The sequence below is a fragment of the Aeromonas sp. 19NY04SH05-1 genome (assembly GCF_040581895.1).
Taxonomy (GTDB): Bacteria; Pseudomonadota; Gammaproteobacteria; order Enterobacterales; family Aeromonadaceae; genus Aeromonas; species Aeromonas enteropelogenes.
On the sequence record NZ_CP095328.1, the window covers coordinates 3,852,765 to 3,879,600 of the forward strand.

At 61.8% G+C, this 26,836-nt stretch carries 28 protein-coding genes; 17 read left to right on the forward strand and 11 right to left on the reverse strand.

All coding sequences use genetic code 11. The features are described from left to right. The first annotated feature begins 91 nt into the window (after positions 1 to 91). From hcp to galE, 3 genes are all read left to right on the forward strand, one after another. Positions 92 to 1,741: a hydroxylamine reductase gene (gene hcp, locus MRK42_RS17640; protein ID WP_354689059.1), complete on the forward strand. Its 1,650-nt coding sequence runs from the start codon at positions 92 to 94 to the stop codon at positions 1,739 to 1,741. A gap of 101 nt (positions 1,742 to 1,842) precedes the next feature. After that, positions 1,843 to 2,838, forward strand: a complete 996-nt coding sequence (locus MRK42_RS17645; RefSeq protein WP_354688398.1) for a hybrid-cluster NAD(P)-dependent oxidoreductase — start codon at positions 1,843 to 1,845, stop codon at positions 2,836 to 2,838. An 83-nt stretch (positions 2,839 to 2,921) separates the two neighbouring features. Beyond that, the gene (gene galE / locus MRK42_RS17650) at positions 2,922 to 3,935 is read left to right on the forward strand and encodes a UDP-glucose 4-epimerase GalE (RefSeq protein WP_354688399.1); all 1,014 of its coding nucleotides are present in this window, start codon (positions 2,922 to 2,924) and stop codon (positions 3,933 to 3,935) included. A 67-nt stretch (positions 3,936 to 4,002) separates the two neighbouring features. Here galE and MRK42_RS17655 read toward each other — a convergent pair whose 3' ends face one another. Further along, a complete protein-coding gene (locus tag MRK42_RS17655) occupies positions 4,003 to 4,704 on the reverse strand; it encodes a phosphatase PAP2 family protein (RefSeq protein WP_354688400.1) in 702 nt (233 codons plus the stop codon). A gap of 200 nt (positions 4,705 to 4,904) precedes the next feature. Here MRK42_RS17655 and mpl point away from each other — a divergent pair, with 200 nt between their 5' ends. Then, complete coding sequence (gene mpl, locus MRK42_RS17660) at positions 4,905 to 6,287, forward strand: UDP-N-acetylmuramate:L-alanyl-gamma-D-glutamyl-meso-diaminopimelate ligase (protein ID WP_354688401.1); 1,383 nt, start codon at positions 4,905 to 4,907, stop codon at positions 6,285 to 6,287. After that, the gene (locus MRK42_RS17665) at positions 6,284 to 6,895 is read left to right on the forward strand and encodes a flavin prenyltransferase UbiX (protein WP_354688402.1); all 612 of its coding nucleotides are present in this window, start codon (positions 6,284 to 6,286) and stop codon (positions 6,893 to 6,895) included. The genes mpl and MRK42_RS17665 overlap by 4 nt, the downstream gene beginning before the upstream one ends. A gap of 72 nt (positions 6,896 to 6,967) precedes the next feature. Here the strand turns inward: MRK42_RS17665 and MRK42_RS17670 are convergent, their stop codons facing one another. Next, entirely contained in the window at positions 6,968 to 7,582 is a 615-nt protein-coding gene (locus MRK42_RS17670; RefSeq protein ID WP_026456182.1) for a TetR/AcrR family transcriptional regulator, read from the reverse strand. 201 nt (positions 7,583 to 7,783) lie between these two features. Here MRK42_RS17670 and hpt point away from each other — a divergent pair, with 201 nt between their 5' ends. The 5 genes from hpt to MRK42_RS17695 all read left to right on the forward strand — a co-directional run bounded on the left by hpt (position 7,784) and on the right by MRK42_RS17695 (position 11,245). Beyond that, the gene (gene hpt, locus MRK42_RS17675) at positions 7,784 to 8,314 is read left to right on the forward strand and encodes a hypoxanthine phosphoribosyltransferase (protein ID WP_026456183.1); all 531 of its coding nucleotides are present in this window, start codon (positions 7,784 to 7,786) and stop codon (positions 8,312 to 8,314) included. Between the two features lie 113 nt (positions 8,315 to 8,427). Further along, positions 8,428 to 9,345 carry an ABC transporter ATP-binding protein gene (locus MRK42_RS17680; protein ID WP_354688403.1) on the forward strand — a complete coding sequence of 306 codons (918 nt, stop codon included), beginning with the start codon at positions 8,428 to 8,430 and terminating at the stop codon, positions 9,343 to 9,345. Next, the gene (locus tag MRK42_RS17685; RefSeq protein ID WP_026457884.1) at positions 9,342 to 10,115 is read left to right on the forward strand and encodes an ABC transporter permease; all 774 of its coding nucleotides are present in this window, start codon (positions 9,342 to 9,344) and stop codon (positions 10,113 to 10,115) included. Before MRK42_RS17680 ends, MRK42_RS17685 begins: the two co-directional genes overlap by 4 nt. A 178-nt stretch (positions 10,116 to 10,293) precedes the next feature. Further along, positions 10,294 to 10,713, forward strand: coding sequence for a MauE/DoxX family redox-associated membrane protein (locus MRK42_RS17690; RefSeq protein ID WP_354688404.1), 420 nt, complete (start codon positions 10,294 to 10,296; stop codon positions 10,711 to 10,713). Between the two features lie 4 nt (positions 10,714 to 10,717). Beyond that, positions 10,718 to 11,245: a rhodanese-like domain-containing protein gene (locus tag MRK42_RS17695; RefSeq protein WP_354688405.1), complete on the forward strand. Its 528-nt coding sequence runs from the start codon at positions 10,718 to 10,720 to the stop codon at positions 11,243 to 11,245. A gap of 75 nt (positions 11,246 to 11,320) precedes the next feature. Here MRK42_RS17695 and panC read toward each other — a convergent pair whose 3' ends face one another. The 8 genes from panC to thpR form a co-directional block, all read right to left on the reverse strand. Next, entirely contained in the window at positions 11,321 to 12,175 is an 855-nt protein-coding gene (gene panC / locus MRK42_RS17700) for a pantoate--beta-alanine ligase (protein ID WP_354688406.1), read from the reverse strand. A 103-nt stretch (positions 12,176 to 12,278) separates the two neighbouring features. Continuing rightward, complete coding sequence (panB, locus tag MRK42_RS17705) at positions 12,279 to 13,073, reverse strand: 3-methyl-2-oxobutanoate hydroxymethyltransferase (protein WP_354688407.1); 795 nt, start codon at positions 13,071 to 13,073, stop codon at positions 12,279 to 12,281. Beyond that, positions 13,070 to 13,579, reverse strand: coding sequence for a 2-amino-4-hydroxy-6-hydroxymethyldihydropteridine diphosphokinase (gene folK / locus MRK42_RS17710; RefSeq protein ID WP_354689060.1), 510 nt, complete (start codon positions 13,577 to 13,579; stop codon positions 13,070 to 13,072). The genes panB and folK overlap by 4 nt, the downstream gene beginning before the upstream one ends. 11 nt (positions 13,580 to 13,590) lie before the next feature. Then, positions 13,591 to 15,060 (reverse strand): polynucleotide adenylyltransferase PcnB, encoded by a 1,470-nt coding sequence (gene pcnB / locus MRK42_RS17715; protein WP_354688408.1) that lies wholly within the window; start codon positions 15,058 to 15,060, stop codon positions 13,591 to 13,593. Positions 15,061 to 15,141: 81 nt separating this feature from the next. After that, positions 15,142 to 16,062, reverse strand: a complete 921-nt coding sequence (gluQRS, locus tag MRK42_RS17720; protein WP_354688409.1) for a tRNA glutamyl-Q(34) synthetase GluQRS — start codon at positions 16,060 to 16,062, stop codon at positions 15,142 to 15,144. 109 nt (positions 16,063 to 16,171) lie between these two features. Further along, positions 16,172 to 16,621 carry an RNA polymerase-binding protein DksA gene (gene dksA / locus MRK42_RS17725; protein WP_005335644.1) on the reverse strand — a complete coding sequence of 150 codons (450 nt, stop codon included), beginning with the start codon at positions 16,619 to 16,621 and terminating at the stop codon, positions 16,172 to 16,174. 119 nt (positions 16,622 to 16,740) lie between these two features. Next, on the reverse strand, positions 16,741 to 17,484 hold the full coding sequence (gene sfsA / locus MRK42_RS17730) for a DNA/RNA nuclease SfsA (protein ID WP_354688410.1): 744 nt from the start codon (positions 17,482 to 17,484) through the stop codon (positions 16,741 to 16,743). A 4-nt stretch (positions 17,485 to 17,488) separates the two neighbouring features. Next, positions 17,489 to 18,022, reverse strand: a complete 534-nt coding sequence (gene thpR / locus MRK42_RS17735; RefSeq protein WP_354689061.1) for an RNA 2',3'-cyclic phosphodiesterase — start codon at positions 18,020 to 18,022, stop codon at positions 17,489 to 17,491. 178 nt (positions 18,023 to 18,200) lie between these two features. Between thpR and hrpB the strand changes: the two genes are divergently transcribed. The 4 genes from hrpB to ppa all read left to right on the forward strand — a co-directional run bounded on the left by hrpB (position 18,201) and on the right by ppa (position 24,332). Further along, positions 18,201 to 20,654, forward strand: coding sequence for an ATP-dependent helicase HrpB (gene hrpB, locus MRK42_RS17740; RefSeq protein ID WP_338611200.1), 2,454 nt, complete (start codon positions 18,201 to 18,203; stop codon positions 20,652 to 20,654). A gap of 156 nt (positions 20,655 to 20,810) precedes the next feature. Beyond that, a complete protein-coding gene (gene mrcB, locus MRK42_RS17745) occupies positions 20,811 to 23,132 on the forward strand; it encodes a penicillin-binding protein 1B (RefSeq protein WP_338611201.1) in 2,322 nt (773 codons plus the stop codon). A gap of 63 nt (positions 23,133 to 23,195) precedes the next feature. Next, positions 23,196 to 23,597 carry a VOC family protein gene (locus MRK42_RS17750; RefSeq protein WP_338611202.1) on the forward strand — a complete coding sequence of 134 codons (402 nt, stop codon included), beginning with the start codon at positions 23,196 to 23,198 and terminating at the stop codon, positions 23,595 to 23,597. A gap of 204 nt (positions 23,598 to 23,801) precedes the next feature. Continuing rightward, on the forward strand, positions 23,802 to 24,332 hold the full coding sequence (ppa, locus tag MRK42_RS17755) for an inorganic diphosphatase (protein WP_042071210.1): 531 nt from the start codon (positions 23,802 to 23,804) through the stop codon (positions 24,330 to 24,332). Between the two features lie 25 nt (positions 24,333 to 24,357). On the opposite strand, the gene MRK42_RS17760 is transcribed toward ppa, so the two are convergent. Next, positions 24,358 to 24,705, reverse strand: coding sequence for a hypothetical protein (locus MRK42_RS17760; protein WP_124240052.1), 348 nt, complete (start codon positions 24,703 to 24,705; stop codon positions 24,358 to 24,360). Between the two features lie 139 nt (positions 24,706 to 24,844). On the opposite strand from MRK42_RS17760, the gene MRK42_RS17765 reads away from it, so the two are divergent. The 3 genes from MRK42_RS17765 (at position 24,845) to MRK42_RS17775 (ending at position 26,824) form a co-directional block, all read left to right on the forward strand. Continuing rightward, positions 24,845 to 25,720: a hypothetical protein gene (locus MRK42_RS17765; protein WP_354688411.1), complete on the forward strand. Its 876-nt coding sequence runs from the start codon at positions 24,845 to 24,847 to the stop codon at positions 25,718 to 25,720. A gap of 220 nt (positions 25,721 to 25,940) precedes the next feature. After that, on the forward strand, positions 25,941 to 26,483 hold the full coding sequence (locus MRK42_RS17770) for a YtfJ family protein (RefSeq protein ID WP_026458078.1): 543 nt from the start codon (positions 25,941 to 25,943) through the stop codon (positions 26,481 to 26,483). A gap of 44 nt (positions 26,484 to 26,527) precedes the next feature. Then, positions 26,528 to 26,824, forward strand: a complete 297-nt coding sequence (locus MRK42_RS17775; RefSeq protein ID WP_224210356.1) for a hypothetical protein — start codon at positions 26,528 to 26,530, stop codon at positions 26,822 to 26,824. Positions 26,825 to 26,836: the final 12 nt, after the last annotated feature.

Here is a 26,836-nt window from a genome sequence, read left to right on the forward strand (position 1 = left end):
ATTGGCAAATTGAATGCCTATTAAGTTTTTCCCGAGAGGCATAGAATCGGCACAAAACAGACAACTGAAATGTCCAATTAGGAGAGACATGATGTTTTGTGTGCAATGTGAACAAACAATTCGTACCCCCGCCGGCAACGGTTGCGCCTATGCCCAGGGCATGTGCGGCAAGACGGCCGAGACCTCGGATCTGCAGGATGTACTGATCTATGCGCTGCAGGGGCTGAGCGCCTGGGCGCTGGCCGCCCGCGAGCACGGCATCATCGACAGCGAGATCGATGCCTTCGTCCCCAAGGCCTTCTTCGCCACCCTCACCAACGTCAACTTCGACTCCGCCCGTATCGTTAACTACGTCAACCAGACCCTGGACTATCGCCACCAGCTGGCCAACCGTCTGGCCGAACGCGCGGTGCAGGTTGCCGGACTGCCTGCCGCAGCCAGCTTCGAGCCGGGTGCCGAGCTGCTGGAACAGCTGGCCCACGCACCGCAAACCGCGGTCAACCGTGGCAAGAGCGAAGTGAACGAAGACATCATGGGGCTGCGCCTGCTCTGCCTCTACGGCCTCAAGGGTGCCGCGGCCTACATGGAGCACGCCCGGGTGCTGGATCAGCAAGACAGCGAGGTGGCAGCCGAATTCCACCGCATCATGAGCTGGCTCAGCACGGATCCCAGCGATCTGGATCCCCTGTTCAAGTGCGCCATGGATATCGGCCTGCTCAACTTCAAAATCATGGAGATGCTGGATCGCGGCGAGACGACAGCATTTGGTCATCCGGAGCCGACCCAGGTGCGCGTCACCCCGGTGCCGGGCAAGTGCATTCTGGTCTCCGGCCATGACATGGTGGATCTCAAGCTCATTCTGGAGCAGACCAAGGGGACCGGCATCCATGTCTACACCCATGGCGAGATGCTGCCGGCGCTGGCCTACCCCTTCTTCAAGCAGTACCCGCACCTGGTGGGCAACTACGGCTCCGCCTGGCAGAACCAGCAAAAAGAGTTCGCCAACTTCCCGGGCGCCGTGGTGATGACCTCCAACTGCATCATCGACCCGAATGTGGGCAACTATGCGGATCGCATCTTCACCCGCTCCATTGTCGGCTGGCCGGGCGTGACCCATCTGGAAGGGGAGGATTTCTCCGCCGTCATCGCGAAGGCGCAGGCGCTGGATGGCTTCAAGCATGAAGAGCTCGAGCACTTCATCACCATCGGCTTTGCCCGCAACGCCCTGATGCAGGCGGCACCGGCTGTCATCGACAAGGTCAAGGCAGGGGAAATCAGCCACTTCTTCCTGGTCGGCGGTTGCGATGGCGATCGCGCCGAGCGCGCCTACTACACCGAGTTTGCCAAGGCGGTGCCGCAAGACAGCCTGTTGCTCACCCTGGGCTGCGGCAAGTACAAGTTCAACAAACTCGATTTCGGTGACATCGGCGGCATTCCGCGTCTGCTGGACGTGGGTCAGTGCAACGATGCCTACTCCGCCATCCAGCTCGCCCTGGCGCTGGCCGATGCCTTCGAGTGCGGCGTCAACGATCTGCCGCTGACCCTGGTGCTTTCCTGGTTCGAGCAGAAAGCCATCGTCATCCTGCTCACTCTGCTGGCACTCGGCGTGAAGGACATCCGCACCGGCCCGACGGCACCGGCCTTCCTCACCCCGGCCCTGCTCAAGGTGCTGGAGGAACAGTTCGGTCTCAAGGGCACCACCAGTGCCGAAGCGGATCTGGCCGAGATCCTGGCGGCCTGACAACCCGTCATGTTGTAAGCGTTTGGCGAGCCGCCCGGCTCGCCTTTTTTGCTCATGCCTTTTGCTCATGCCTTTTACTAATAGAACCGAGGAGCCTTGCGATGACCTCCACCTCTCTCATCCTCACCTGCACCGCCCGCCACGCGGATACCCATGATGTGGTCAGCTGGCAGTTCGTGCCCTTCGAAGGCAATCTGCCCCCCGTGCTGGCCGGCCAGTGTGTGACCCTGCACACCCTCATCGACGGCCAGCCTCACTGCCGTGCCTACACCCTCTCCTCCAGCCCGCAGGATCCTTTCTGGCAAGTCACCATCAAGGATGTGGGGCTGGTCTCCCACCATCTGCACCAGACGCTGCAAGTGGGGGACGAGATCCGGGTCGACGGCCCGTTTGGGGATTTCAACCTGAGCGCACTGCCGTGCGAGCGGCCGCTGCTTTTGAGCGCCGGCTCTGGCATCACCCCCATGTGGGCCATGCTGCGGGACGAGCTGACCAAGCGACCGGACGCCGATATCCGCTTTATTCACAGTGCCCGTTCACCGGAAGATGTCATCTTCGGTCGTGAACTGAACGCCCTGGCCGAGGCTCACGAAGGCCTGCGTCATGCGCTGGTGCTGGAACAGGCCACGGCCGATCACCCCTGGGCTGGGCGCCTCACCCCCGCCATGCTCAAAGAGCTGGCGCCGGACTTGCTCGGCCGCCACGTCTACCTGTGCGGGCCAGCCCCCTATATGGAGGCGGTCAGCACCATGCTGGCAGAGCTCGGGCTGCCCGCCGAGCAACTGCATCAGGAGTCTTTCGGATTGCCGCCCGCCGAGTCTGCCCCCGCCACCAGCGACCACTTCTGGCTGACCCTGAAAAAGAGTGGCAAGAAGGTGAAGATACTGCCGGGTCAGACCCTGCTCGCCGCGCTGGAAGGGGCGGGTGAAACCATGATGGCCGCCTGCCGCGCCGGCGTGTGCGGGGCTTGTCGCTGCACCACCACGGGGGAGATCGAACGCCAGAGCATCATGACCCTGAGCCCCCAGGATCTCGAAAGCGGGGTCGCCCTGGCCTGCTCCTGCACCGCCAAGGGGGATGTCAGCGTCGATTATTGATGGAGTCATTGGTACCTCATACTTTTCCCGCTGAGGCTGGGCGGGTAAACTCCCCCCAGTTTCATCAGAACACGGGATAGACAATGACAATTCTGGTCACAGGGGGCGCCGGCTATATCGGCTCCCATACCCTGGTCGAGCTGCTTAGCGCCAGACAGCAGGTCGTGGTGCTCGACAACCTCTCCAACTCTTCCCCCGAGTCCCTCAAGCGGGTCGAGCGGATCACCGGCAAGACGGTCACTTTCGTCGAGGGGGATATCCTCGACCGAACCTGCCTGCAGCGCCTGTTCGCCGACTACGAGATCGAGTCAGTCATTCACTTCGCCGGCCTCAAGGCGGTGGGGGAATCGAGCCAGATCCCGCTCACCTACTATCAAAACAACGTGACCGGCACTCTGGTACTGTGCGAAGAGATGGCCAGGGCAGGAGTATTCCGCCTGGTGTTCAGCTCGTCGGCTACCGTCTATGGCGACCCGGCGTCTGTGCCGCTGCGGGAAGATTTCCCCACCAGCGCCACCAACCCCTATGGCCGCTCCAAGCTGATGGTGGAGGAGATACTGCGCGATCTCGCCAAGTCCGATCCTCGCTGGGCCATCGTGCTGCTGCGCTACTTCAACCCTGTCGGCGCCCACGAGAGCGGCCTCATCGGTGAAGATCCCAACGGTATCCCCAACAACCTGCTGCCCTATATCAGCCAGGTGGGTGTCGGCAAGCTCAAGGAGCTGGGGGTGTTTGGCAACGACTACCCCACCCCGGATGGCACAGGGGTGCGCGACTACATTCATGTGGTGGACCTTGCCATCGGCCACCTCAAGGCACTGGCACGCATCACCAGCGACACCGGCGTCTTCACCTATAACCTCGGCACCGGCCAGGGTTATTCGGTGCTGGAGATGGTCAAGGCGTTCGAGGCGGCCAGCGGCCGCACTATTCCCTACCAGCTCAAACCGCGCCGCCCGGGCGACATCGCCGAGTGCTGGGCCGAGCCGCACAAGGCGCGCGAGGAGCTGGGCTGGCAGGCCGAGCGGGGGCTGGAGCAGATGATGGTCGATACCTGGCGCTGGCAAAGCAACAACCCGAACGGCTACCAGGCCTGATGGCATTAAGGCCCGGATAAAAAAACGCCCTGACATCTGTGTCGGGGCATTTTTTTGCCTGGTGCCATCAGCAGGCCTGGCTGCGCAGCAGCGGCAGGCGCGCCATATAAGGAACCATTCGCGCAATCAGGCGATCCGAAAGCGGCGTCAGCAGCAGCCAGGGCAGACAGAGGGTAGCCAGCCCCAGAGCGCCGACATAGACATCGGTAAACCAGTGGGCCCCGGAGAAGATCCGTGGCGCCGAGAAGAGCGGCACCATCAACACGGCGCAGACCCCCGCCCAGCGGGGCAGGTAGCGCAGGGCAAAGCCAGCGAAGATCATCAGGAAGAGGGCGTGATCCCCCGGGAAGCTGTCACCGGAAGAGTCCTTGGTGGGGATGGCACTGATGTGGGTGACGCGCAGCGCATCGCTGACCATCAGGGTCGGGCTGGGACGCGCTACCGGCAACTGGTGGCCAATCTGGTTGACGATCAGCGCAGTAAGCAGCATCAAGAGCCCCATCGCCACCAGCTGGCGACGACCTTCCAGATCGCGAGAGACGAAACAACGCGTCAGGATCAGTCCCATGCAGGCCAGCACCACCAGATCGAACAGCCGGTTGTTGATGATCGCCACCAGATCGGCCCAGCGTGCCGATTCCCCCAGCCAGCCATTCACCCCATGGAAAATCGCGAGATCCCAGCCATCCCAGGGACCGTGTGCGGGCAAGACGGCCCAACTGATGGCCACCAGGCCACCGACCAGATAACAAAGCAGGAACTTGCCCATGAAGAGTCTCCTTCGGAAAAGGGCGATATCCTAGATCTGTTATCGCCATCACAAAACCCGGGAATTGTAAGAAAGTACGTCATGAAAGCAAGCCTCAAATAAAGCCACATGACTTATTCCGGTCCGGCCACCCCTTGGGTCTGCCAAATTGCTGCCATCTTGCTAGAATGCGCACTCCCTTTAATGGAAAAGGAAGCGGTATGCACATTCACATCCTCGGGATCTGCGGCACCTTCATGGGTGGTCTGGCGGTGTTGGCAAAACAGCTTGGTTACCGGGTGACCGGCTCCGATGCCAACGTCTATCCCCCCATGAGCACCCAGCTCGAGCAGCAGGGCATCGAGCTGACCGAAGGTTATGATCCCTCCCAGCTCGATCCGGCGCCGGATCTGGTGGTGATCGGCAACGCCATGAGCCGTGGCAACCCCTGCGTGGAGTATGTGCTGGATCGCAATCTGCCCTATATCTCCGGCCCCCAGTGGCTGCTGGAGCATGTGCTGCAGGATCGCTGGGTACTGGCGGTAGCGGGTACCCATGGCAAGACCACCACCGCCAGCATGCTGGCCTGGGTACTGGAGTACGCCAAGCTCGAACCCGGTTTTCTCATCGGTGGCGTACCGGGCAACTTCCCGGTGTCGGCCCGCCTGGGCTCTGCGCCCTTCTTCGTTATCGAAGCGGACGAGTACGACTGCGCCTTCTTCGACAAGCGCTCCAAGTTTGTTCACTACCATCCACGCACCCTGGTGATGAACAACCTGGAGTTCGATCATGCAGACATCTTCCCGGATCTCGCCGCCATCCAACGCCAGTTCCATCACCTGATGCGTACCGTGCCGAGCAATGGCCGGGTACTGTTCCCGCAGGCAGATGACAACCTCACCGCCGTGCGCAAGATGGGCTGCTGGAGCGAAGTGGAGCTGGTGGGTCAGGACGATGCCAAGTGGAAGGCGGTCAAGCTGGCCGACGACGGCTCCGCCTTCGAGGTGTGGCTGGATGGCGAGAAGCAGGGCGAGGTGCGCTGGGAGTGCATCGGCGAGCACAACGTCAACAACGGCCTGATGGCCATCGCCGCCGCCCGCCATGCCGGTGTCATGGTGGAACACGGCATCGCGGCCCTGTGCCAGTTCAAATCCCCCAAGCGACGGATGGAGCTCAAGGGTGAAGTGGCGGGCATCAGCGTCTACGACGACTTCGCCCATCACCCCACCGCCATCGAGACCACCCTCGGCGGCCTTCGCGCCAAGGTTGATCACATCGGAGGCCAGGCCCGCATCCTGGCCGTGCTGGAGCCGCGCTCCAACACCATGAAGCTGGGAGTGCACAAGGAGGAGCTGGCTGGCTGCTTCGACGGCGCCGACGAGGTGTTCTTCTTCCAGCCTCCCAACATCGGCTGGGATCTGGGTGAGGTGACCGCCCACATGACCCGCCCGGCCAAGGTGTTCAACGATCTGGAGACTCTGGTCAATCGGCTGGTGGCCGAGTGCCGCGACGGCGACCATATTCTGATCATGAGCAACGGCGGCTTCGGCGGCATCCATGACAAGCTGCTTGCTCGCCTCAAGGACTACCACGGTCAACTATGAACAAAGCGATCACCCTGGCGCTGACCGGCGCCTCCGGTGCCCCCTACGCCCTGCGCCTGCTCCAGTGTCTGGTGCAGGTGGACTATCGGGTCTACCTGCTCGCCTCCTCGGCAGCTCGGGTAGTGCTCAAGACCGAGCAGCAACAGGATTGGCCAGGCTCGCCCAGGGAGCTCTCCGCCTACCTCTGCCGTCAGTATGGTGCCAAGGAGGGGCAGATCGTCGCCTGTGGCAAGGAGGAGTGGTTCTCCCCAGTGGCCTCCGGCTCGGCGGCGCCCAAACAGATGGTGGTCTGCCCCTGCTCCATGGGTACAGTCTCCGCCATTGCCAACGGCGCCTCCGACAACCTGCTGGAGCGCGCGGCGGATGTGGTGATCAAGGAGCGCGGCCAGCTCATCCTGGTGCCTCGCGAGAGCCCCTTCTCCGCCATCCATCTGGAGAACATGCTCAAGCTCGCCCGTCTTGGCGTGACCATCATGCCGGCGGCGCCCGGCTTCTATCACGAGCCCAAAAGCATCGAGGATCTGGTGGACTTCATGGTGGCGCGGATCCTTGACCATCTGGGCATAGAGCACGAGCTGACCCGTCGCTGGGGTTATGGCCAAGCCTGATCCGTCAGGACAAAAGTACGGCATAAAAAACGGCGCCACTCATCGAGTGGCGCCGTTTTTGTCAAAACCGTATCAGCTGGCCTGGATAGGGGCAGTCACGTACTTGAACAGGAAGTCCGTCACCTCTTCACGGGCGGGGCGCTGGGGCTGGTTGATCATCTGCATCATCACGTAGCCACAACCACTCAGGGAACGGGCCAGATCCTGCGCCGACAGCACGCTGGTGATCTCCCCTGCATCCATGGCGGACTGCAGCTCGCTGGCGATCAGGTCGAGACACTGATCGAGCAGACGGGTATAGCGGGGCCATACCTCTTCCCGTACCGATGAACTCCACTCCAGCCAGATGCTGGCGTAATCCGGCTTATCAAAAGCAGCATCGACACACAGGGTCACATGGCGTTTGATCTTGTCCAGGATTGCGTCATTGCCCGAGTATGCCTGTGACAGCATCTGGGTCATGAAGCGTTCGATCTCGGCCAGCACCTCATCAACCAACTCCTCGCGGGTGTTGAAATAGTTGAATACGGTAGCAACCGATACCTTGGCTTCTTCGGCAATTTCGGCGTGGCCAGCACGACCGATGCCTCGGCGGGAGAATACTTCGATGGCACATTCCATCAATTGAGTTCGACGGGCTTCCGGCGACAGCCGGGTACGACGTCTTATTTCTGCGCGTGGTTCCATAGTTTTTATCATCTAATAGTTATTGATTATGGTGTTTATAGTATTTTAACTGATCATGCCTGAGTGCCTGCTAACTCTATCAATTAAAATAAGCTGATAAAAGCACCATCTATCGCTAGCGCCTCCCGAAACGAGTGGTAGAATCATCGGTTTTGACGTTAATGAACGGCCAAATTCCCCTTGGCCATATTGGAGTAAGTGATGAAACACACTGTCGAGGTGATGATCTCCGAGGCTGAAGTCGCCGCCCGGATCGCCAAATTGGGTGAAGAGATCACCGCCCGTTATCAGGGCTCTGATGAAGTGGTGATGATCGGCCTGCTGCGCGGCTCCTGCGTATTCCTGGCAGACCTCAGCCGTCAGTGCCAACTGCCCATCACCCTGGATTTTATGACCGCCTCCAGCTATGGCTCCGGTATGCACAGCACCCGTGACGTTCGCATCCTCAAAGATCTGGATGACGACATCAAGGGCAAGGATGTGGTGATCGTCGAAGACATCATCGACACCGGTTACACCCTCAACAAGGTGCGGGAGATCCTCTCCCTGCGCGAGCCAAAATCCCTGGCCATCTGCACCCTGCTGGACAAGCCGTCCCGCCGCGAAGTGCAGGTACCGGTTGACTGGATTGGCTTCGCCATCCCGGATGAATTCGTGGTGGGCTGTGGCATCGACTACGCCCAGAAGTACCGCAATCTGCCGTTCATCGGCAAAGTGGTACCCCAGGAGTAAGCCAGGCTCAGTCATATCTGGATGAAGTGGCCCCGCGCCGCTTCATCATCTGCACAGGCGGCCTCGGCCGCCTTTTCTGTATCGAGATGGCATCTGTCATCACAGAGGTTGCAATGAACGCACTGGAAATAAGCGGCCTGAAAAAGACCTATCAGGGGGGCGTCGAAGCCCTGAAAGGCATTGATCTCACTGTCCAGCAGGGGGATTTCTTCGCCCTGCTCGGACCCAACGGCGCGGGCAAGTCCACCACCATAGGGGTCATCAGCTCGCTGGTGAACAAGACCCAGGGCAAGGTGAAGGTGTTCGGCTACGACATCGACACCGAACTGGAGCAGGCCAAGGCCCAGCTCGGCCTGGTGCCCCAGGAGTTCAACTTCAGCCAGTTCGAGAAGGTGATCCAGATTGTCACCCATCAGGCCGGCTTCTATGGTGTGCCCAAGGCCGAGGCCAAAATCCGCGCCGAGAAGTATCTGCGCCAGCTCGATCTGTGGGACAAGCGCGACATGCCGGCTCGCACCCTCTCCGGTGGCATGAAGCGCCGCCTGATGATCGCTCGCGCCCTGATGCACGAGCCCAAGCTGCTGATCCTCGACGAACCGACCGCCGGGGTGGACATCGAGATCCGCCGCTCCATGTGGACCTTCCTCAAGGCGCTCAACGCGCAGGGCGTCACCATCATACTCACCACCCACTATCTGGAAGAAGCGGAGATGCTGTGTCGCAACATCGGCATCATCGACAAGGGTCGCCTCATCGAGCACACCAGCATGAAGAAGCTGCTGGGCAAGCTGGGCCGCGAGACCTTCATGCTGGATCTGGCGCCGGGCTCCGCCGTGCCGAACCTGCCCGAGTTCAATGGCCGGATGCAGGACGAGCGCACCCTGGAAGTGGATCTGGACAAGAGCCAGTCTCTCAACAGCCTGTTCGATCAGCTGTCGAGCCAGCAGGTGCAGGTGCTGAGTATGCGCAACAAGGCCAACCGGCTGGAAGAGCTGTTCGTCAGCCTGGTCGAAGAGGGGAGAAAAGCATGAATCTGACAACTTATTACATCGCCTTCAAGAGCATTCTGGCCAAGGAGATCAGCCGCTTCACCCGGATCTGGATCCAGACCCTGGTGCCGCCCGCCATCACCATGAGCCTCTACTTCGTCATCTTCGGCAACCTCATAGGGTCGCGCATCGGTGACATGGGAGGCTTCAGCTACATGGAATTCATCGTGCCCGGCCTCATCATGATGTCGGTCATCACCAACTCCTACTCCAACGTTGCTTCTTCCTTCTTCAGCGCCAAGTTCCAGCGCAACGTGGAGGAGCTGCTGGTGGCCCCCGTGCCCAACTACGTCATCATCGCCGGCTACGTGGGCGGCGGTGTGGCACGCGGCCTCTGTGTCGGCCTCATTGTCACCCTGGTGTCGCTGTTCTTCGTACCGCTGCAGATCCATCACCTGTTCAGCGTCTGCATCACGGTACTGCTGACCTCAATCCTGTTTTCCCTCGGCGGGCTCATCAACGCCGTGTTTGCCAAGACCTTCGACGACATCAGCATCATCCCCACCTTCGTGCTGACGCCGCTCACCTATCTGGGTGGAGTCTTCTACTCCATCACCCTGCTGCCGCCCTTCTGGCAGGGCGTCTCCCAGGTGAACCCCATCATCTACATGGTGAACGCGTTCCGTTACGGCTTCCTCGGCATCTCCGACGTGCCGCTCGGCACCGCCTATCTCATCATCATCGGCTTTATCGTGGCGCTCTACGGTCTGGCCTGGTGGCTCATCTCCCGCGGTACCGGGCTGCGCCACTGAGTGGCTGGCTCGCACCGTTCAAGGGGCGCCCACATGGGCGCCCTTTTTATTGCGATCACACCGGGCAATTGCGGCCCCGTCCGACAAAAACGGAAATTGGTCGCCCGGATACCGTCAAACTCATTGCGGCTCAATCGGGAATTGTTACAATTCCAGCCTCTCTATAAAGAGGTACCCTATGCCTGCCTATGTGCGCATGCTGGCCAACCTGGCCCTGGGGGGATTCTTCATCGCCTCGGCGGGTTTCAAGCTTGCGTCCCCTGCCCTGTTCGCCGAACAGATCGCGGCCTTCGGGTTGATCTGGTCGCCGCTCATTCTGCCCGCCGCCTGGGGCCTGATCGCCCTGGAGCTGTGCGCCGGGCTCGCGGTGATAGCCAATCGCCGCTGGGGACTCTGGCTGGTGATCGCCCTGCTAGCCCTGTTTATCCCCGTGCTGGGTTATGGCATCGCCATCGGGCTCGATATCTCTTGCGGCTGTCTTGGCAAGGCGGATCTCAGTTCGCTGCCGGAAGCCATCCTGCGGGATCTGCTGCTGCTGACGCTTGCGGGCGTCCTGTTGCGTACCTCCCGCCCCGTTTATCCTGCTATCAAGGAGTAGTCACATGATGACATTGCGATCCCGTACCCTGCTGGCTTCCGTTATTGCCGCCAGCTTCGCCCTCGCCGGCTGCGGCGACAACCAGTTCGAGCAGGAGGTCAAGCTGGAGCAAGCCGCAGTGCAGCTCTCCCAGGAGACCCAGCAAGGAGGCTACCAGCTGCTGACCGTGGCCGAGCTGAAGACCCGGATGGATAAGGGTGAAGAGCTGGTAATCATCGATACCATGCCCTATGAAGAGTCCTTCAAGAAGGAGCACATCCCGGGTGCCAAGAACTTCGTCTTCGTGAAGGAAGCCAAGGCCGGCGACAACTGGAGCGAAATCGTGGAAGGCAACGGCACTCCCGAACAGTTCCAGGCCCTGCTGGGTGAAGACAAGTCCCGCCCTGTGGTGATCTACTGCGGCTTCGTCAAATGTGGCCGTAGCCACAACGCCGCCGCCTGGGCGGTGACCCAAGGCTATCAGCAAGTCTACCGGGTACCCGGCGGCATCTTCGCCTGGAAAGGGGCCGGCTACCCCGTCTCCGCCGAATAAGCTCCTCGCTCTCGAATGAAAGAAGCCCGCTATTGCGGGCTTCTTACTATATCCGGAGCACCCAGTGTCAGGGCGTCAGGATTTGACGGTGACGACGCGGTTGTCGATGAGGCGGGCCTTGCCGAGATAGGCCGCCATCAGGATCACCAGCTGGCGGCTCTGATCGGTGGCGGACTCCAGAGTGTCGGCATCGACGATATCGATGGCATCGGTGCGAAAACCGGCGTTGTCGAGTCGCTGGCTGGCCTGGGCCACCAGGGAGGGCAGATAGCTATCTCCCGCCTCTATCTGCTCGGCAATCCAGTTCATGGTGCGCGCCAGCTCGGGGGCGATGGCGCGCTCGGCGGCGGTCAGATAACCGTTGCGCGAAGAGAGCGCCAGCCCGTCTTCGGCCCGTACCGTGGGCACGCCGACGATCTCGATGGGCATCGCCATGTCGGCCACCATCTTGCGAATGAGCGCCAGCTGCTGGTAATCCTTCTGGCCAAAGCAGGCCACGTCCGGCTGTACCAGGTTGAACAGCTTGGTGACCACAGTGCTGACGCCGCGGAAGTGGCCCGGGCGCAGCGCCCCTTCCAGCAGGCTCGAGAGGCCGGGCACCTCGACGAAGGTCTGGCTCGCCAGCCCCTGCGGGTACATGCTCTCCGGGGTCGGCGTGAACACCATGTCGACACCGGCGGCCTCCAGGGCGGCGCAATCCTGCTCCAGGGTGCGCGGGTAGTTGGCGAGATCCTCGGCCTTGTCGAACTGCATCGGGTTGACGAAGATGCTGACCACCACCTTCTCGGCGTGGCCGTGCGCCTCCTTCACCAGGGTTAGATGGCCCTGGTGTAGGTTGCCCATGGTGGGCACGAATGCAATGGCACGCCCTTCACGACGCCATTGGCTAATCTGTTCACGCAAAACGACGGGATTGTTAACGACCAACATCAGCAGTTCACCTTCCAAATCAAAAGAGAGACGGGTTACATCAGCCAAAGAGAGATGGCGAAGCGGGGGCACAGGCCCCCGCTCATGGCAATACGACATCCGGTCAGTTGAAGCAGTGCTCCGGACCGGGGAAACTCCCCTCGCTCACCTGCTGCACATAGAGACGGACGGCGGCACGCACATCCCCGGTCTCGGCCAGGAAGTTCTTGGTGAACTTGGGCACATAGCCGGAGGTGATGCCAAAGGCGTCGTGCATCACCAGGATCTGGCCGTCGGTAGCCGGACCTGCACCTATGCCGATCACCGGGATGCGCAGCGCCTTGGTAATGCGCTCGGCGAGCGCAGTGGGCACGCACTCAAGCACCAACAGCTGGATGCCGGCCGCCTGCAACTCGAGGGCCTGACGGTAGATCTCCTGGGCCTGGAACTCGTCACGCCCCTGCACCTTGAAGCCACCGAACACATGAACGGATTGCGGGGTAAGGCCGAGGTGGCCACACACCGGCACTCCGTTGCGGGTCAGGTGGCGAATGGTGTCACACAGCCAGTCCCCCCCTTCCATCTTCACCATGCGTGCACCGGCCGCCATCAGGCGGGCGGCGTTCTGGTAGGTCTGCTCCGGGGTGGCATAGCTCATGAACGGCATGTCGGCCACCACCAGTGCCTGGCTGGCACCACGGGCGACACAGCGGGTGTGATAGACCATCTCGTCCATGTTGACCGCCAGGGTATCCTGCCCCCCTTGCAGCACCATGCCCAGTGAATCGCCGATGAGCAGGACGTGCGCCCCTTCGTCATCGAACAGCCTGGCGAAGGTGGCATCATAGGCGGTAATGGCGGTGAACTTCTGGCCATCCTGCTTCATCTTCAGCAGGCTGGTGGTGGTGATCTTGCTCATAAAGGCTCCTGTTCGTCTGCGCCGGAGGCAATGATGACGAGACCATTGCGCGGGCAGCGGGCAACCAGTTGGGCGAGCGGGGTGCCGCAGGGCAGCACCAGAGCGGGCGCGATCTCGGCCAGGGGCAAGAGCACGAACTCCCGCTCCTGCATGCCGTAATGGGGAACGATGAGGCGCTCGTGCTTGATCACCCGATCGCCGTAGAGCAGCAGATCGAGATCCAGGGTTCTTGGCCCCCACCGCTCATCTTTGCGCACACGTCCTTGTTCCAGCTCGATTTTTTGTAGTTGGTCCAGCAGTGCCAGCGGCGCCAGCCGGGTAGTGAGCCGGGCCACGGCATTGACATAGTCCGGCTGATCAGCCGGCCCCATGGGGCGGCTGCTGTAAAACGACGAGGCCTGCTGCAACTCAGTCTCCGGCAATGCCGCCAGAGCTGAGACGGCGCGGCGAGCCTGGCCGAGCGGGTCAGCCAGGTTGGAGCCGATGGCGACGAAGACCTCGCTCATCATGACCGTGGTCACTCGGCGGCGGCTTTCGGCTTGCGACGGCGGGGACGGCGGCGGTTGCGGCTGTTGCTGCTGCGTTTCTCGCCATCGTTGCTGCGGGCCGCACCGCGCTCACCGCTGGCCGGGCGGCGAGTCGCCTCCCGTTGCAGCTGCGGGCGTACGTCCGGGTTGGACTCCACGTAGCGTTCCCACCAGCTGGAGAGCTCGCCGAGGCCGCGTTCGACCCGGTTGCGCAGCAACAGGAAGTCAAACGCCGCACGGAACTTGGGGTGCTCCATGGTGCGCTCGGGGTGGCGACCCTGACGGCGGGTCAGCCGCTGCTGCAGTGCCCAGATGTCGCGCACGTCCGTGGTGAAACGACGGGGCACGGCAATGATCCGCACCTGGGTGTCCAGCACCTCGTTGACCGCCAGCATGAAGGCGTCATACCAGGGCAGGCCGCTCTCGTTCTCCAGCACCCGACCACGGGCCTCGACACAGCCCCACAGCAGGGTGGCATACAGGAAGGCGGGTGTAACCCGCTTCTCTTCACGCACCCGGGTATCGGTATCGATCAGCGCCTGCTCGATAAACTGCTCATAAGGGGAGTTGCCGTGCGGGGTAAAGAGCGCGGCCACCTGAGGGAACAGTTGCTGGAACAGGCCGTACTCGCGCAGCAGCTTGTAGGTAGCCAGCGCATCGCCGGCCAGGAACAGCTTGAGGGTCTCCTCGAACAGACGCGCGGCCGGAATATCCTGCAGCAGCGGCGCCAGCTCCTTGATGGGGGCGGCGGTGCGCGGGCTGATGGTCATATCCAGCTTGGCGGCAAAACGCACGGCGCGCAGCATCCGCACCGGATCTTCGCGGTAGCGGGTCTCGGGATCGCCGATCAGCTCCAGCTTGCGCTCCGCCAGATCTTCCAGCCCGCCCTCGAAATCGTGCAGGGTGAAATCCTTGACGCTGTAGTAGAGGGCGTTGACGGTGAAGTCGCGGCGCTCGGCATCCTCTTCGATGGTGCCGTAGACGTTGTCGCGCAGCAGCATGCCTTCATCAGATTGGGCCGACACATGTTTGCTGGTATTGACCTGATGGTGGTGACCCCGGAAGGTGGCCACTTCGATCACGTCACGACCAAAGACGATGTGGGCCAGGCGGAAGCGACGGCCAATCAGGCGGCAGTTGCTGAACAGTGCCTTGATCTGCTCCGGCGTCGCATTGGTGGCGATGTCGAAATCCTTTGGCGTCTTCCCGAGCAGCAGATCCCGGACTCCGCCGCCGACCAGGTAGGCGTCATAGCCTCCCTTGTTCAGGCGATAGAGCACCTTGAGTGCATTTTCGCTGATCTCTTTGCGCGAAATCGGGTGCTGATCACGGCTCAAGGTACGACGTTGACCGGCGACACGGGCCGGAATGGGGGACTCCACCGACTGCTCGCCGTCTTCCTTGCCGAGCACCTTGCGGCAAAAGTTTGCGATCTGGGAAAAAATGGTACACCTCTTCATGACTTCTAAATTGACGGGAGGCCAAAAAATAGCGGCCTATCATAGCTCAGCACTTATCAAATGAAAAACCGAATGGCCCGCTCAGCCAGCCTCCAGCGGGATCTTCTGGCAGGAGGGGACGCGTGCGAGCCGCCAGTTGGCCACGGCCCAGCGGATCATCTCCGCCACCGGACTCGCCATCAGCTCGGGCGGCGGGCACTGGCCGAGAAAGTGCAGGGCCCGCCACAGGGCCGGACGCACCTCATCTTGTGCCAGCGCCGGGGCATGGTTCTGCTTGGAAAGCTTGTTGCCATCCGCCAGCACCGCCAGCGGCAGGTGTACCCAGTCGGGCACGGTGGCCCCCAGGGTCTGGTAGAGGGCAATCTGGCGCACCGTCGGCTCCAGCAGATCGGCGCCGCGCACTATCTCGGTAATGCCGCTGTCCATGTCATCCACCACCACCGCCAGGTTGTAGGCATAAAGCCCGTCCCGGCGCCGGACGATGAAATCCTCCTCCGCCAGAGCCGCAGGCACCTCTATGTGTCCCTGCAACCCATCCTCGAAGTGATAGACGGGGTGACGCTGGCGCAGGCGGGCGGCGACGCCTTGCGCGCCCCCTGTCACCGAGAGGCCAAGCTCGCGGCAGTGGCCGTTGTAAAAACCGCCGCTGGCCATGATCTCGCGCCGGGTACAGCGGCACCAGTAGAGATCGCCGGCCCGATAGAGCTGGTCGATGATCTCGTCATAGCGTGCATGGCGCCGGCTCTGGTACATCACTTCCCCATCCCACTCGAGGCCATACGCTTCAAGGGTCTGCAGGATAAGGTCGGCAGCTCCCGCCATCTCTCGCGGCGGATCTATGTCTTCAATGCGCACCAGCCAGCGCCCGCCCCGGGCCCTGGCCTGCAAAAAGCTGCCGAGGGCCGCAATCAGGGAGCCAAAATGGAGCGGCCCCGATGGAGAGGGGGCGAAGCGGCCGACATAGGGGCGCGTTTGGGATGACAAAGGGGTATTCACTGGCATGGCGATTCGGGTAAACAACTCATTGAGGCTGCATTCTGGATGGCGCCACCCAAAAGCTCAATAAAAAAGGGAGCCTGCAAGCTCCCTTTCATCGTTCAGACGGACACCATCAACCGGCCATCTGCTTTTCCTTGATCTCGGCCAGCGTCTTGCAGTCGACACAGAGGTCGGCGGTCGGACGGGCTTCCAGACGACGGATGCCGATCTCGATGCCGCAGTGCTCGCAGTAACCGAAATCATCGTCTTCAAGCAGCTGCAAGGTCTTCTCGATCTTCTTGATCAGCTTGCGTTCACGATCGCGAGTACGCAATTCGAGAGCGAACTCTTCCTCTTGCGCGGCACGATCCACGGGATCCGGGAAGTTGGCAGCCTCGTCCTTCATATGATCAACGGTGCGGTCAACTTCCTGCATCAGTTGGTTGCGCCAGGCACCCAGGATCTTGCGAAAATGCGCCTTCTGTTGGTCATTCATGTACTCCTCACCCGGTTTTTCCTGGTAAGGGGCGACACCCGCAATGGCCAGGGGGCCCAGAGATTTCCTGTTTTCGCCTGTTGGCATGCCCTGTCTCCTAATTCAGCACGCTACCCGTGCCATCCATAAATTGAGGGCGACATCTATAGCAGAAGGGTAACGGGTAAGCAAACGAGCCGTACCAATTATGTTACCCACTCCAATATTTATGAACTCCCCTCGGGTAGCAGGTGGCTGGCTTCAAACGGGATAAATCCTTGAGCCACCATGCCTTGCACCCCAACATGGGGCCGATAGCATAAAATTTCAACCCCTGCCGCAATTGACTGCTCAATTAGCAGACTATAGTGCGGATCTATATGGGCTGCAGGCCTCATTCTGGTTATTCCCGAGTGCAACACCATAAACAGCAGCACGGCCCTGTGCCCCGCCGCCTTCATGGCCATCAATTCACGCAAGTGCTTGGCGCCGCGGGCGGTCACCGCATCGGGGAAGTACCCCATGCCGGCCTCTTCCCGCTCGTCCAGCAGGGTCACTGACTTCACCTCGATGTAACAACTGGGTCTCTCATCATCTTCCAGCAGCAGATCGATGCGGCTGTTCTCCTCGCCATATTTCACCTCGGTGCGCAGGCGGGCATAGCCGGCCAGCGGCGCTATGGCCCCCTGCTCGATAAGCTCGCGGGCGATCTGGTTGGCGCGGGCCGTGTTGACGCAGATGAAGTGTCCCGCCGGGCTCTCGGCAATTTCCCAGCTGTGGGGCAACTTGCGCTTGGGGTTATCGGAAGTGGAGTACCAGACCCGGGTGCCCGGTTCGGCGCAGCCGGTCATGGCACCGGTGTTGGCGCAGTGGATGGTGATCTGCTCGCCGTTATCCAGCGCGACATCGGTGAGGAAACGCTTGTAGCGGGTGACCAGCTGGCCCGATTGCAGCGGCGGTTCAAATATCATGGGGTCATCCTCTCTCTTCTTCTTTAACCCGGGCGCGCAGCGGCCAGCAGGCGAGCGGCTCGTAACGCACGCCATCCGGGGTGGAAACCGACTGGTAGAGGCAGAAGCGATCGGCCAGCAGCACGAAATCCGGCGCCGGCAGAGTGGCCGGCGCCTCGCTCGCCTTGCGCGACAGGGTGACATGGGGCCGATAACCCTGCTCGCCATTGCCAAGGCGCAGCTTCTCGCCGTGACGGCGCAGTGCCCGGGCCAGCACGTTGAGATCGTTGGGCCACTCTTTGGGGCCGATCCAGGCCGCCCTGGCCCGGCCAAACCAGCCGGTCTCGTTCAGGTGAATGGCAAGCGGCGGACAGTGCTGGCGATCCACGGCGGCGATGAGGCGACGGGTGGTCACCTCGTCCGCCTCCCCCAGAAACGCCAGGGTCAGGTGAAGGTTCTCCCCGGGAACCGGTTGGCCTGGCCAGGGCAGCCGGTCACGCCAGGCGATGAGTTCGGAAGCAAGTCCCTCGACGGGCAGGGCAAAGAAGAGTTTGGCCATTGCGCGGATAGATGCATTTTTCTCGTTCATGGAGGGGCCATTCTATGGCAGCGGGGCGGCGCCTGTCTCGGCGTCCGGCCGAGCTATGTCCGTCCCGGCGACAGGCGCTCACGGTAGTGGCCGGGGTTGTGGCAGAATAGGCGCCGTTTTGAAGGTGCTACAGAAGGTTTTCATCGCTTTGTCCCAGCTTCCCATCGAGTCGGTGCTGCCCGCACTGTTTGCCGCCATCGACCAGCATGCCTCCGTGATCCTGCAGGCGCCCCCGGGCGCGGGCAAATCGACCCTGCTGCCGCTGGAGCTGGTACGCCAGCACCGGCTGCCAGGTCGCATCATCATGCTGGAACCCAGACGCCTTGCAGCGCGCAATATCGCCAGCTTTCTCGCCCGCCAGCTCGGCGAGAAGGTGGGCGAGCGCATCGGCCTGCGGGTGCGTGGCGAGAGCCGCACCAGTGCCGCCACCCGGCTCGAAATCGTGACCGAGGGGGTACTGACCCGGATGCTGCAGCAGGATCCCGAGCTCAGTGGCGTCTCCCTGGTCATCTTCGACGAGTTTCACGAGCGCAGCCTCCATGCCGATACCGCCCTGGCCTTTGCCATCGAGAGCCAGCAGGGGTTGCGCGGCGATCTCAAGCTGCTGGTGATGTCCGCCACCCTGGATGGCATGGCCCTCGAGACCCTGCTGCCGGATGCCCCCGTCGTTCGTTCCGAGGGGCGCGGCTTTCCCATCGACTACCACTACCGCCCCGCCAATCGCCAGCAGTGGCTGGAACCCCAGGTGGGCGCCGTGGTGCTGGAGGCACTGGCGGCTCACGATGGCAGCCTGCTGGTGTTCCTGCCCGGGCAGGGTGAAATCGAGCGACTGGCGCAATGGCTGGCCGAACGCCTGCCGGAAGAGGTGCTGCTCGCCCCCCTCTACGGTCGCCTCGACATGGCGGCGCAGCAGGCGGCCATCGCACCGGCACCGGCGGGTCGCCGCAAGCTGGTGCTCACCACCAACGTGGCGGAGACCTCCCTCACCATCGAGGGGATCTCGGTGGTCATCGACAGCGGGCTGGAGCGACGGGCCTCGTTCGATCTGAAAAGCGGCATCACCCGGCTGGAGACCCGGCCGATCGCCAGATCCTCCGCCACCCAGCGGGCCGGCCGGGCCGGGCGTCTTGGCCCGGGCGTCTGCTACCGGCTCTGGAGCAGCGAGGTGCAGGAGCGGCTCGCCGAACAGAGTCCGCCCGACATCCTCACCCAGGAGCTGACCGGTCTGTTGTTGGATGCCGCCCAGTGGGGCGCCAAGGTTGACGATCTGCCGCTGCTGGACAAGCCCCCGGCCGCCGCCGTGGCCAGCGCCCAGCGGCTGCTGGTATCCCTCGGCGCCATGAAGGCGGAAGGCGAGCAGCAACTCACCCCGGCCGGCCGCGCCATGGCTGCATTCGGTACGCACCCGCGCCTCGCCCGCATGTTGCTGCGGGCCCGCGAGCTGGAGCGCGAGGGTCTGACAGGGATTGTCGCCGATGCCGCTTTCCTGGTGGCGCTGCTGGAAGAGGATCTGCGAGGATCGGAGCGCCTCTCCGTGCTGTTCCATCGCCGTCAGGGGGCCCTGCGACAAGGCGCTGCTCGCTGGTTCGAGCGGCTTGGCGCGAGGCCCTCACAGGCGCAAGGCCAGTGGTTGGGGCTGCTCTGCGCCCTCGCCTGGCCGGATCGCATCGGCAAGCTGCGCAGCGCCAGTCGTTATCAACTCAGTGGTGGGGTGAGCTGCGATCTGGTAGAAGGTCATCCATGCCAGGGGCAAGGGGCACTCATCGCCATCGAGATGGGGCAGAACGAGCGCGGCAGCCGCATTTTCATCGCCGAACCCGTCGAGCTGGAGGAGTTGGTGCGCCAGTTGCCGGAACTGGTGAGCGAGCGCCAGTGGTTTGACTGGGACGAGCGGGAAGAGCGGGTGCGGGCCGAACGCCAGCAGGTGATCGGCGAACTGGTGCTTAGCCAGCGGCCGCTCACCGAGCTCTCCGATGAGCAGAAGGGGCGCTGCCTGCTGCAGGGGATCCGGCGCAAGGGGCTGCACGTGCTGCCCTGGGACGAGGGGAGCGAAGGGCTGCTGGCTCGTCTGCGCTGCGCCCGCGACTGGCTGCCGGATGAAGCCTGGCCCGCCATGGACGAGGAGAGTCTGCTGGCGACCCTTGAGCAGTGGCTGCTGCCGGCGGTAAGCGGCATGACCCGGCTGGAGCAGCTCAAAAAGCTCAATCTGACCGAGATCCTGCGCCAATCCCTGCCCTGGCCGCTGCCCAGACGGCTGGACGAGGCGCTACCGAGCCACTTCACGGCGCCGACCGGCAGCCGGGTTAGGATCCGTTATCAACCGGGTCAGGCCCCGGTGATCCCGGTGCGCATTCAGGAGATGTTCGGTCAAGCGGCCACCCCCTGCGTGGCCGATGGCCGGGTGCCTCTGGTGGTGGAGCTGCTCTCCCCCGCCCAGCGACCGCTGCAGATCACCGCCGATCTTGCCGCCTTCTGGGCCGGCTCCTACGAGCAGGTGAAAAAAGAGATGAAGGGACGCTACCCCCGCCACTACTGGCCGGACAATCCGCTGGAAGCGATGCCGACCAGGGTCACCAAAAAAAAGATGGGGCTGCAGGAATAGCCCGCAAATGTCGGCCTGATGACAGGCCACGCGCCGGGGTGGCCTGTGTTGCCCCGGCGAGCAGGATCAGTTCATGGCAGGGAGCACGCCCGCTTGGCCACAGAGGCAGGCGAGGCATGACCCCGCAATGGCGACATAACAAGTAAAAGAGGATTCATGGCAACCCAACGACGCAAACGCACGCCCAAGAAGGCGGCGGCTCCCAAGCGCACCATCTGGCGCAAGCTGTTCTGGCTTGGCTTCAAGCTCTCCCTGGTGGGGGCCGCCTTTATGGTGGTCTTCGGTATCTATCTCGATACCAAGGTGCGCGAGCGGTTTGACGGCGAGAAGTGGCAGCTGCCGGTAATGGTCTACAGCCGACCGCTGGAGCTCTACCCGGGGCAGCGCCTGTCGCGGGATCAGATGGTGCGCGAACTCAACATGCTGAGCTACAAGCGGGTGCGCCAGCCCCATACCCCAGGCGAGTACACCATCAACGGCAATCGCATCGAGCTGGTGCGTCGCCCGTTCGAGTTTTATGACGGCGCCGACGGTGCCCGCGGCCTGCGCCTCTCCTTCAACGGCCCCCGTCTGGAGCAGATCCAGTCGCTGGAGAACCAGCGCCAGCTCGGCTACGCCCAGATGGACCCGGTGTTGCTCGATCGCCTCAACACCGAGGATCGGGAGGATCGCCTGCTGGTACGCCTTTCCGAGGTGCCTGACAGCCTGCTGGTGACCCTGCTCACCACGGAAGACCGTGAGTTTTACCAGCATGGCGGCGTCTCGCCGGTGGCCATCATGCGCGCCATGTTTGCCAACCTGGTCGCGGGCCGCACCGTGCAGGGGGGCAGTACCCTGACCCAGCAGCTGGCCAAGAACTTCTTCCTGACCCGCGAGCGCAGCCTGTGGCGCAAGCTGCAGGAAGCCTACATGGCTGTGCTGATCGACTATCGCTACAGCAAGGACGAGATCCTGGAGTCCTACCTCAACGAGGTCTATCTGGGGCAGAACTTCTCGCAAGGGGTCTACGGCTTCGGGCTCGCCTCCTACTTCTACTTCGGCATTCCGGTCAACGAGCTGGATATCGATCAGGTCGCCCTGCTGGTGGGCCTGGTGAAGGGCCCCTCCTATTACGATCCCTGGCGTTTCCCGGAGCGGGCCAAGGCGCGCCGCGACCTGGTGCTGAAGCTGCTGATGGATCACGGCAGCCTGACCCAGGCCGAGTATGAGCTGGCCAGCAAGCAGCCCCTTGGCATCATCGCCCGGGGCCAGATGAGCTATGGCCGCACCCCGGCCTTCATGGGCCTGCTCAAGCGGGAGATCCAGAGCCGTTTCGGCTCAGATCTGCTCAAGCAGTCCGGCCTCAAGATCTTCACCAGCCTGGACCCCATCGCCCAGCACGCCGCCGAGCGGGCGGTCGAATCGGGCCTGGCCCAGATCGAGAAACAGCGGGGCAAGAAGAAGCTGGAGGCGGCCATGGTGGTCTCCGACTGGCATAAAGGCGAGGTAGTCGCACTGGTGGGTGGCCGGGATCCCCGCTACGCCGGCTTCAACCGGGCGCTGGATGCCCGCCGCCAGATAGGCTCTCTGGTCAAGCCGGCGGTCTACCTGACCGGTCTCTCCAACGGCCTGACCCTGGCGACCCCGCTCAAGGATCAGCCGATCCGCATTCGCGGCCAGGATGGCCAGCTGTGGACACCGCAGAACTACGATCGCAAGTTCCGCCAAAGCGTGCCGCTGATGGATGCGCTGGCCAGCTCCCTCAACGTGCCGACCGTCAATCTCGGTCTGCAGGTGGGGCTGGAGAAGGTGGTGGACACCCTGCACAAGATGGGGGTCGAGCAGGAGATCCAGCCCTATCCGTCCCTGGTGCTGGGGGCGGTCGCCCTGTCACCGCTGGAGGTGAACCAGATGTACCTGCCCATCGCCAACCGTGGGCTGACCCAGCCGCTGTCGGCCATCCGCGCCGTGGTGAAGGGGGATGGCACCCTGATTTATCGCCATGACGAGGGGGCCAAGCAGGTGACGGATCCCCAGGCAAGCTGGCTGACCCTGTTTGCCATGACCAAGACGGTGAGCCAGGGTACGGCACGGGCCCTCAGCGCCCGGTTCCCCGGTGCCACCATGGCGGGCAAGACGGGCACCACCAACGAGCTGCGCGACTCCTGGTTTGCCGGGCTGGACAACAACGAGCTGGTGAGCGTCTGGGTCGGTCGCGACGACAACACTCCGGCGGGACTGACCGGCTCCAGCGGCGCCTTGCAGCTGTTCAGTGGCTATATGAGCCAGCGCGGCGTCAACAGCCTGGGGCTGAAGACTCCGGAAGGGGTAAGCTGGGCCAACTTCTCCCGTGCCAGCGGTGCCCATGTTGCCAGCGGCTGCCCGGGTAGCCTGCAGGTGCCGGCCAAGACCGCCACCCTGGGCACTCCGATCAGCTGCGCCAGCAGTCCCTCACCGCGCAGCACGCTGGACGAGTGGTTCGGTGGCTTCTTCAACTAACAGGACGAGACGGGCAGCCCAGGCTGCCCGTTGACTATTTATTACTGCAGACAGGGAGTCATCATGACCTTGCCACTGTTTGAGGCCATCCACCATGTGGCCATCATCGCCAGCGATTACGAGCGTTCACGCCACTTTTATCACCAGGTGCTGGGGCTGCCCATCATCAGGGAAACCCTGCGCGAAGCCCGCCAATCCTGGAAGCTGGATCTGGCCCTGCCGGATGGCAGCCAGCTGGAGCTGTTCAGTTTCCCGAATCCCCCCGCTCGCCCTTCTCAACCTGAAGCCTGCGGCCTGCGCCATCTCGCTTTTCGGGTCGGCGATATCAATAGGGTCATTGCCCATCTGCAACGCCACGGCATCGAGGTGGAGGCAGTGCGGGTGGACGAGCTGACCGGCAAGCGTTTCACCTTCTTTGCCGATCCCGATGGGTTGCCGCTGGAGCTTTATGAGACAGGTTGCTGAATGCCGGAGGTGGTCGCCACCTCTGCAAACCCACGGCAGGCGAGGAAAAACTCGCCACTTTGTTGTATCAAGGGGGTATCAAAGCCGCACGACGAACGAGTCCATCAATGGCATGCGGCCAATGACCGTTGAAAGATGGTCATTTAACATCACATCGCTATAATATCCGCCTGCAAACCTGATACTAACAATCAAGGAATTATCATGAGCCTGAACCTGGTACCGGCTGGCAAGAGCCTGCCCGACGATATCTACGTCATCATCGAAATCCCGCAGAATGCCGACCCGATCAAATACGAAGTCGACAAGGACAGCGGCGCAATTTTCGTGGATCGCTTCATGTCTACCCCCATGTTCTATCCGTGCAACTACGGCTATGTGAACGCGACCCTCTCTCTGGATGGTGACCCCGTCGACGTACTGGTTCCGACCCCCTATCCGCTGCTGGCCGGCTCCGTCATCCGCTGCCGCCCGGTTGGTGTACTGAAGATGACCGACGAATCTGGCGAAGATGCCAAGATCGTTGCCGTGCCGCACTCCAAGCTGACCAAGCAGTACGACCACATCCAGGATGTGAACGATCTGCCGGAGCTGCTGCGCGCCCAGATCCAGCACTTCTTCGAGCGCTACAAAGAGCTGGAAGCAGGCAAGTGGGTCAAGGTAGAAGGCTGGGGCGACAAGGCCGAAGCCGAAGCCGAGATCAAAACCTCTGCCGAACGTTACGCTGCCAAGTAAGCGTACCGGTCGATAAAAAGGCGCCTTATGGCGCCTTTTTTATGGATGGTGACGATGGCTGGCCGGACATTTCTCCGCCAGGATTCCCCTGAATATATATTTCCCGCCCATCTTGCTGGTAGGGGCGATAGTAGTTTCCCCCGCAGCGATACCCTCCTCCCTGCTGACTCATCAGCTCGCAATTAACCGGCAATACTTCCAGCCACTTGATGGCCTGCTGGAAGCGCAACCACTCCTGCCACTCATGCTCGCGCGCCAGCTGATCCCGCAGGGCAAAGGCATCTATTTTCTCTCCACCCTTGCTGACAATCACCGGCCCGGCCAGCGCCGGCAGGCTCAGCAAGCCCAATAGCCATACCATCAAAAGCTTCATATCCCCTCCAGAGAGACTTAATTTCACAATTAAATTTAAAGCTGCATCAATCTGTTATCCCGATCACAAAACGAAACATCCTCAAACCGCCGCCGGCTCACCTAGTTGTTAATTATCGTTCCCGGCAGGAAGCATCACCATGAAGCCGCTACCCGGTCTGCTGTTAAGCCTGTGCACCTGCGCCATCGAGGCCAGCGAGATCAACCTGAGCTGGCAGTGGCAATCGAGCGATGGCCAGTTCAAACACTTCCAGCTGACCACCGACGATCGGGTGATGGCCGCCAGTCGCCACGATATGAACCTGCTCGACGCCTCCCTCACCAACCCGCTGGAGACCCTCTACGCCTACATAAGCCCGCGCCTCTACAACAGCATCAACCTGATCAACCAGAACAGTCCGGAGACCGCCACCAAGTTTCGCAATCTGGAACAGGCCTTCACGGTCCACGACGACAGCGTGGAGTCGCTGCTGTTCTGGCAAGCCTACCAGCAGTATCAGGACGATGCGTTCTACCAGATGCGGGTGATCCCTTGCGTACATCCGGCCAACCGCAAGCTCCCTTGCGTGCGCCCCGATTACTCCCAGCTCTTTTATCACTTCAAGAGCGATCTCAAGCCGCTGGCACGGCAGTTCGCCGCCAAGGATCTGGCCACCAGCATCGGCCTGCTGCAGGAGTGGCTTAACGCCATCCCGACCCGCCCGGAACAGATGGATCACTTCGCACCGCCGTTGCAGGCCCTCCAGGAGAACAAGGCGGACAGCGACGAGAAAGCGCTGCTGATGGCAAGCCTCTTGGCCGAACTGGCGCCGCAATACGTGCTCAGCATCATCTACCCGAATATCAGCATCGGCAGTGTCTCTCCCGCCTGGCTGGCCATCACGGCGGACAGCGGCGTACCTGGCGATATTGTGGTGATCAACAACCAACGCCACGTCTTGCTGACCGGCTCCCCCCTGCTGGCTCAGCAGATGACCATGGCCAGGATCCCCCTCGTCAGCGAGTCCCTCTACTGACCCTGACACCTCAGACCAGCCGCCAATTCATTGATTTTTATTGCTGCCATGCCATTCTTGCCGCCCTTGCCAGCCAGTCTCCTGACTGGCGGGGCGTCTGGCTATCCATGTCATGATCTGATTTAACACTTTTTAAACAGATCCGATCAGTTTAGGATGAAACTCGCCCATTCCCTCAACCAGCAACTCGTTATAACATAACAAATGGAGTGTCATCCGGATGAAACATCTCGTACTTACTCTGGCGCTGCTGCCCTGCCTGGCCTTTGCCCACAACATCAAGGAAGCGAGCCAGGTGCCGCTGGTCAATATCAGTGACAAGGGCGAGCTGGTGCTCAATGGCAAGGAGATTGGCTATCAGCCGTGGCAGAGCAAGGCGCTCAGCGGCAAAGTATTCATGATCCAGCACATCGCTGGCCGCTCCAGCGCCAAGGAGCTCAACGCCCCCATGATAGAGGCGATCAAGGCCGCCAAGCTGCCCCATGACAAGTACCAGACCGTCACCATCATCAACAGCAATGACGCCATCTGGGGCACTTCGGGCTTTGTGAAGAGCAGTGCCGAAGACAGCAAGAAAGAGTTCCCCTGGTCCGCCATCGTGCTGGATGCCAAGGGCATGGCACGCAATGCCTGGGATCTGGCGCCGGAAAGTTCGGCCATCATCCTGGTAAATAAAGATGGCAAGGTGCTGTTTGCCAAAGATGGCCAGCTCGATGCCAACAACATCGCAACCGTGATGGGGCTCATCCAGTCCCATCTGTGATATCAGAGAGAAGGGCGCTGATGGCGCCCTTCCCATAAGGGTCTATGGGTCGTTTCAAGCGAATAATCTGGGTCTTGCTGCTGGGCTGGTTGTGGTTGCAACCCGCCCTCGCCCAGCACCCCCTTGACGCCTCCCTGCCCGGACACGATCACCACTGCCTGATCTGCGCCCTCCATCTGGATGGCAATCAGGCTATCCCTCCTTCGATTCAACTCCTCCCCCCCACCGCCACCTGGTGGCAGCCCGTCGGCATCATACCGGCGGTGCCTCCTCGCCAGGTCGCTCACGCCTATGCCATCCGTGCCCCGCCCCGCACTGCTTTCCTGTTCCCATCCATCTGAATTATTTGTTTT

Coding starts and splice junctions, on each gene's coding strand:
- MRK42_RS17670 (WP_026456182.1), bottom strand. CDS start 7,582: ATGGAACCACGCGCAGAAATAAGACGTCGTACCCGGCTGTCGCCGGAA.
- MRK42_RS17760 (WP_124240052.1), bottom strand. CDS start 24,705: ATGAAGCTTTTGATGGTATGGCTATTGGGCTTGCTGAGCCTGCCGGCG.
- MRK42_RS17765 (WP_354688411.1), top strand. CDS start 24,845: ATGAAGCCGCTACCCGGTCTGCTGTTAAGCCTGTGCACCTGCGCCATC.
- MRK42_RS17770 (WP_026458078.1), top strand. CDS start 25,941: ATGAAACATCTCGTACTTACTCTGGCGCTGCTGCCCTGCCTGGCCTTT.
- hcp (WP_354689059.1), top strand. CDS start 92: ATGTTTTGTGTGCAATGTGAACAAACAATTCGTACCCCCGCCGGCAAC.
- mrcB (WP_338611201.1), top strand. CDS start 20,811: ATGGCAACCCAACGACGCAAACGCACGCCCAAGAAGGCGGCGGCTCCC.
- hpt (WP_026456183.1), top strand. CDS start 7,784: ATGAAACACACTGTCGAGGTGATGATCTCCGAGGCTGAAGTCGCCGCC.
- MRK42_RS17680 (WP_354688403.1), top strand. CDS start 8,428: ATGAACGCACTGGAAATAAGCGGCCTGAAAAAGACCTATCAGGGGGGC.
- MRK42_RS17695 (WP_354688405.1), top strand. CDS start 10,718: ATGATGACATTGCGATCCCGTACCCTGCTGGCTTCCGTTATTGCCGCC.
- thpR (WP_354689061.1), bottom strand. CDS start 18,022: ATGGCCAAACTCTTCTTTGCCCTGCCCGTCGAGGGACTTGCTTCCGAA.
- mpl (WP_354688401.1), top strand. CDS start 4,905: ATGCACATTCACATCCTCGGGATCTGCGGCACCTTCATGGGTGGTCTG.
- ppa (WP_042071210.1), top strand. CDS start 23,802: ATGAGCCTGAACCTGGTACCGGCTGGCAAGAGCCTGCCCGACGATATC.
- gluQRS (WP_354688409.1), bottom strand. CDS start 16,062: ATGCCAGTGAATACCCCTTTGTCATCCCAAACGCGCCCCTATGTCGGC.
- dksA (WP_005335644.1), bottom strand. CDS start 16,621: ATGCCAACAGGCGAAAACAGGAAATCTCTGGGCCCCCTGGCCATTGCG.
- panC (WP_354688406.1), bottom strand. CDS start 12,175: ATGTTGGTCGTTAACAATCCCGTCGTTTTGCGTGAACAGATTAGCCAA.
- galE (WP_354688399.1), top strand. CDS start 2,922: ATGACAATTCTGGTCACAGGGGGCGCCGGCTATATCGGCTCCCATACC.
- MRK42_RS17690 (WP_354688404.1), top strand. CDS start 10,294: ATGCCTGCCTATGTGCGCATGCTGGCCAACCTGGCCCTGGGGGGATTC.
- MRK42_RS17655 (WP_354688400.1), bottom strand. CDS start 4,704: ATGGGCAAGTTCCTGCTTTGTTATCTGGTCGGTGGCCTGGTGGCCATC.
- folK (WP_354689060.1), bottom strand. CDS start 13,579: ATGAGCGAGGTCTTCGTCGCCATCGGCTCCAACCTGGCTGACCCGCTC.
- MRK42_RS17750 (WP_338611202.1), top strand. CDS start 23,196: ATGACCTTGCCACTGTTTGAGGCCATCCACCATGTGGCCATCATCGCC.
- panB (WP_354688407.1), bottom strand. CDS start 13,073: ATGAGCAAGATCACCACCACCAGCCTGCTGAAGATGAAGCAGGATGGC.
- MRK42_RS17775 (WP_224210356.1), top strand. CDS start 26,528: ATGGGTCGTTTCAAGCGAATAATCTGGGTCTTGCTGCTGGGCTGGTTG.
- MRK42_RS17685 (WP_026457884.1), top strand. CDS start 9,342: ATGAATCTGACAACTTATTACATCGCCTTCAAGAGCATTCTGGCCAAG.
- sfsA (WP_354688410.1), bottom strand. CDS start 17,484: ATGATATTTGAACCGCCGCTGCAATCGGGCCAGCTGGTCACCCGCTAC.
- MRK42_RS17665 (WP_354688402.1), top strand. CDS start 6,284: ATGAACAAAGCGATCACCCTGGCGCTGACCGGCGCCTCCGGTGCCCCC.
- pcnB (WP_354688408.1), bottom strand. CDS start 15,060: ATGAAGAGGTGTACCATTTTTTCCCAGATCGCAAACTTTTGCCGCAAG.
- MRK42_RS17645 (WP_354688398.1), top strand. CDS start 1,843: ATGACCTCCACCTCTCTCATCCTCACCTGCACCGCCCGCCACGCGGAT.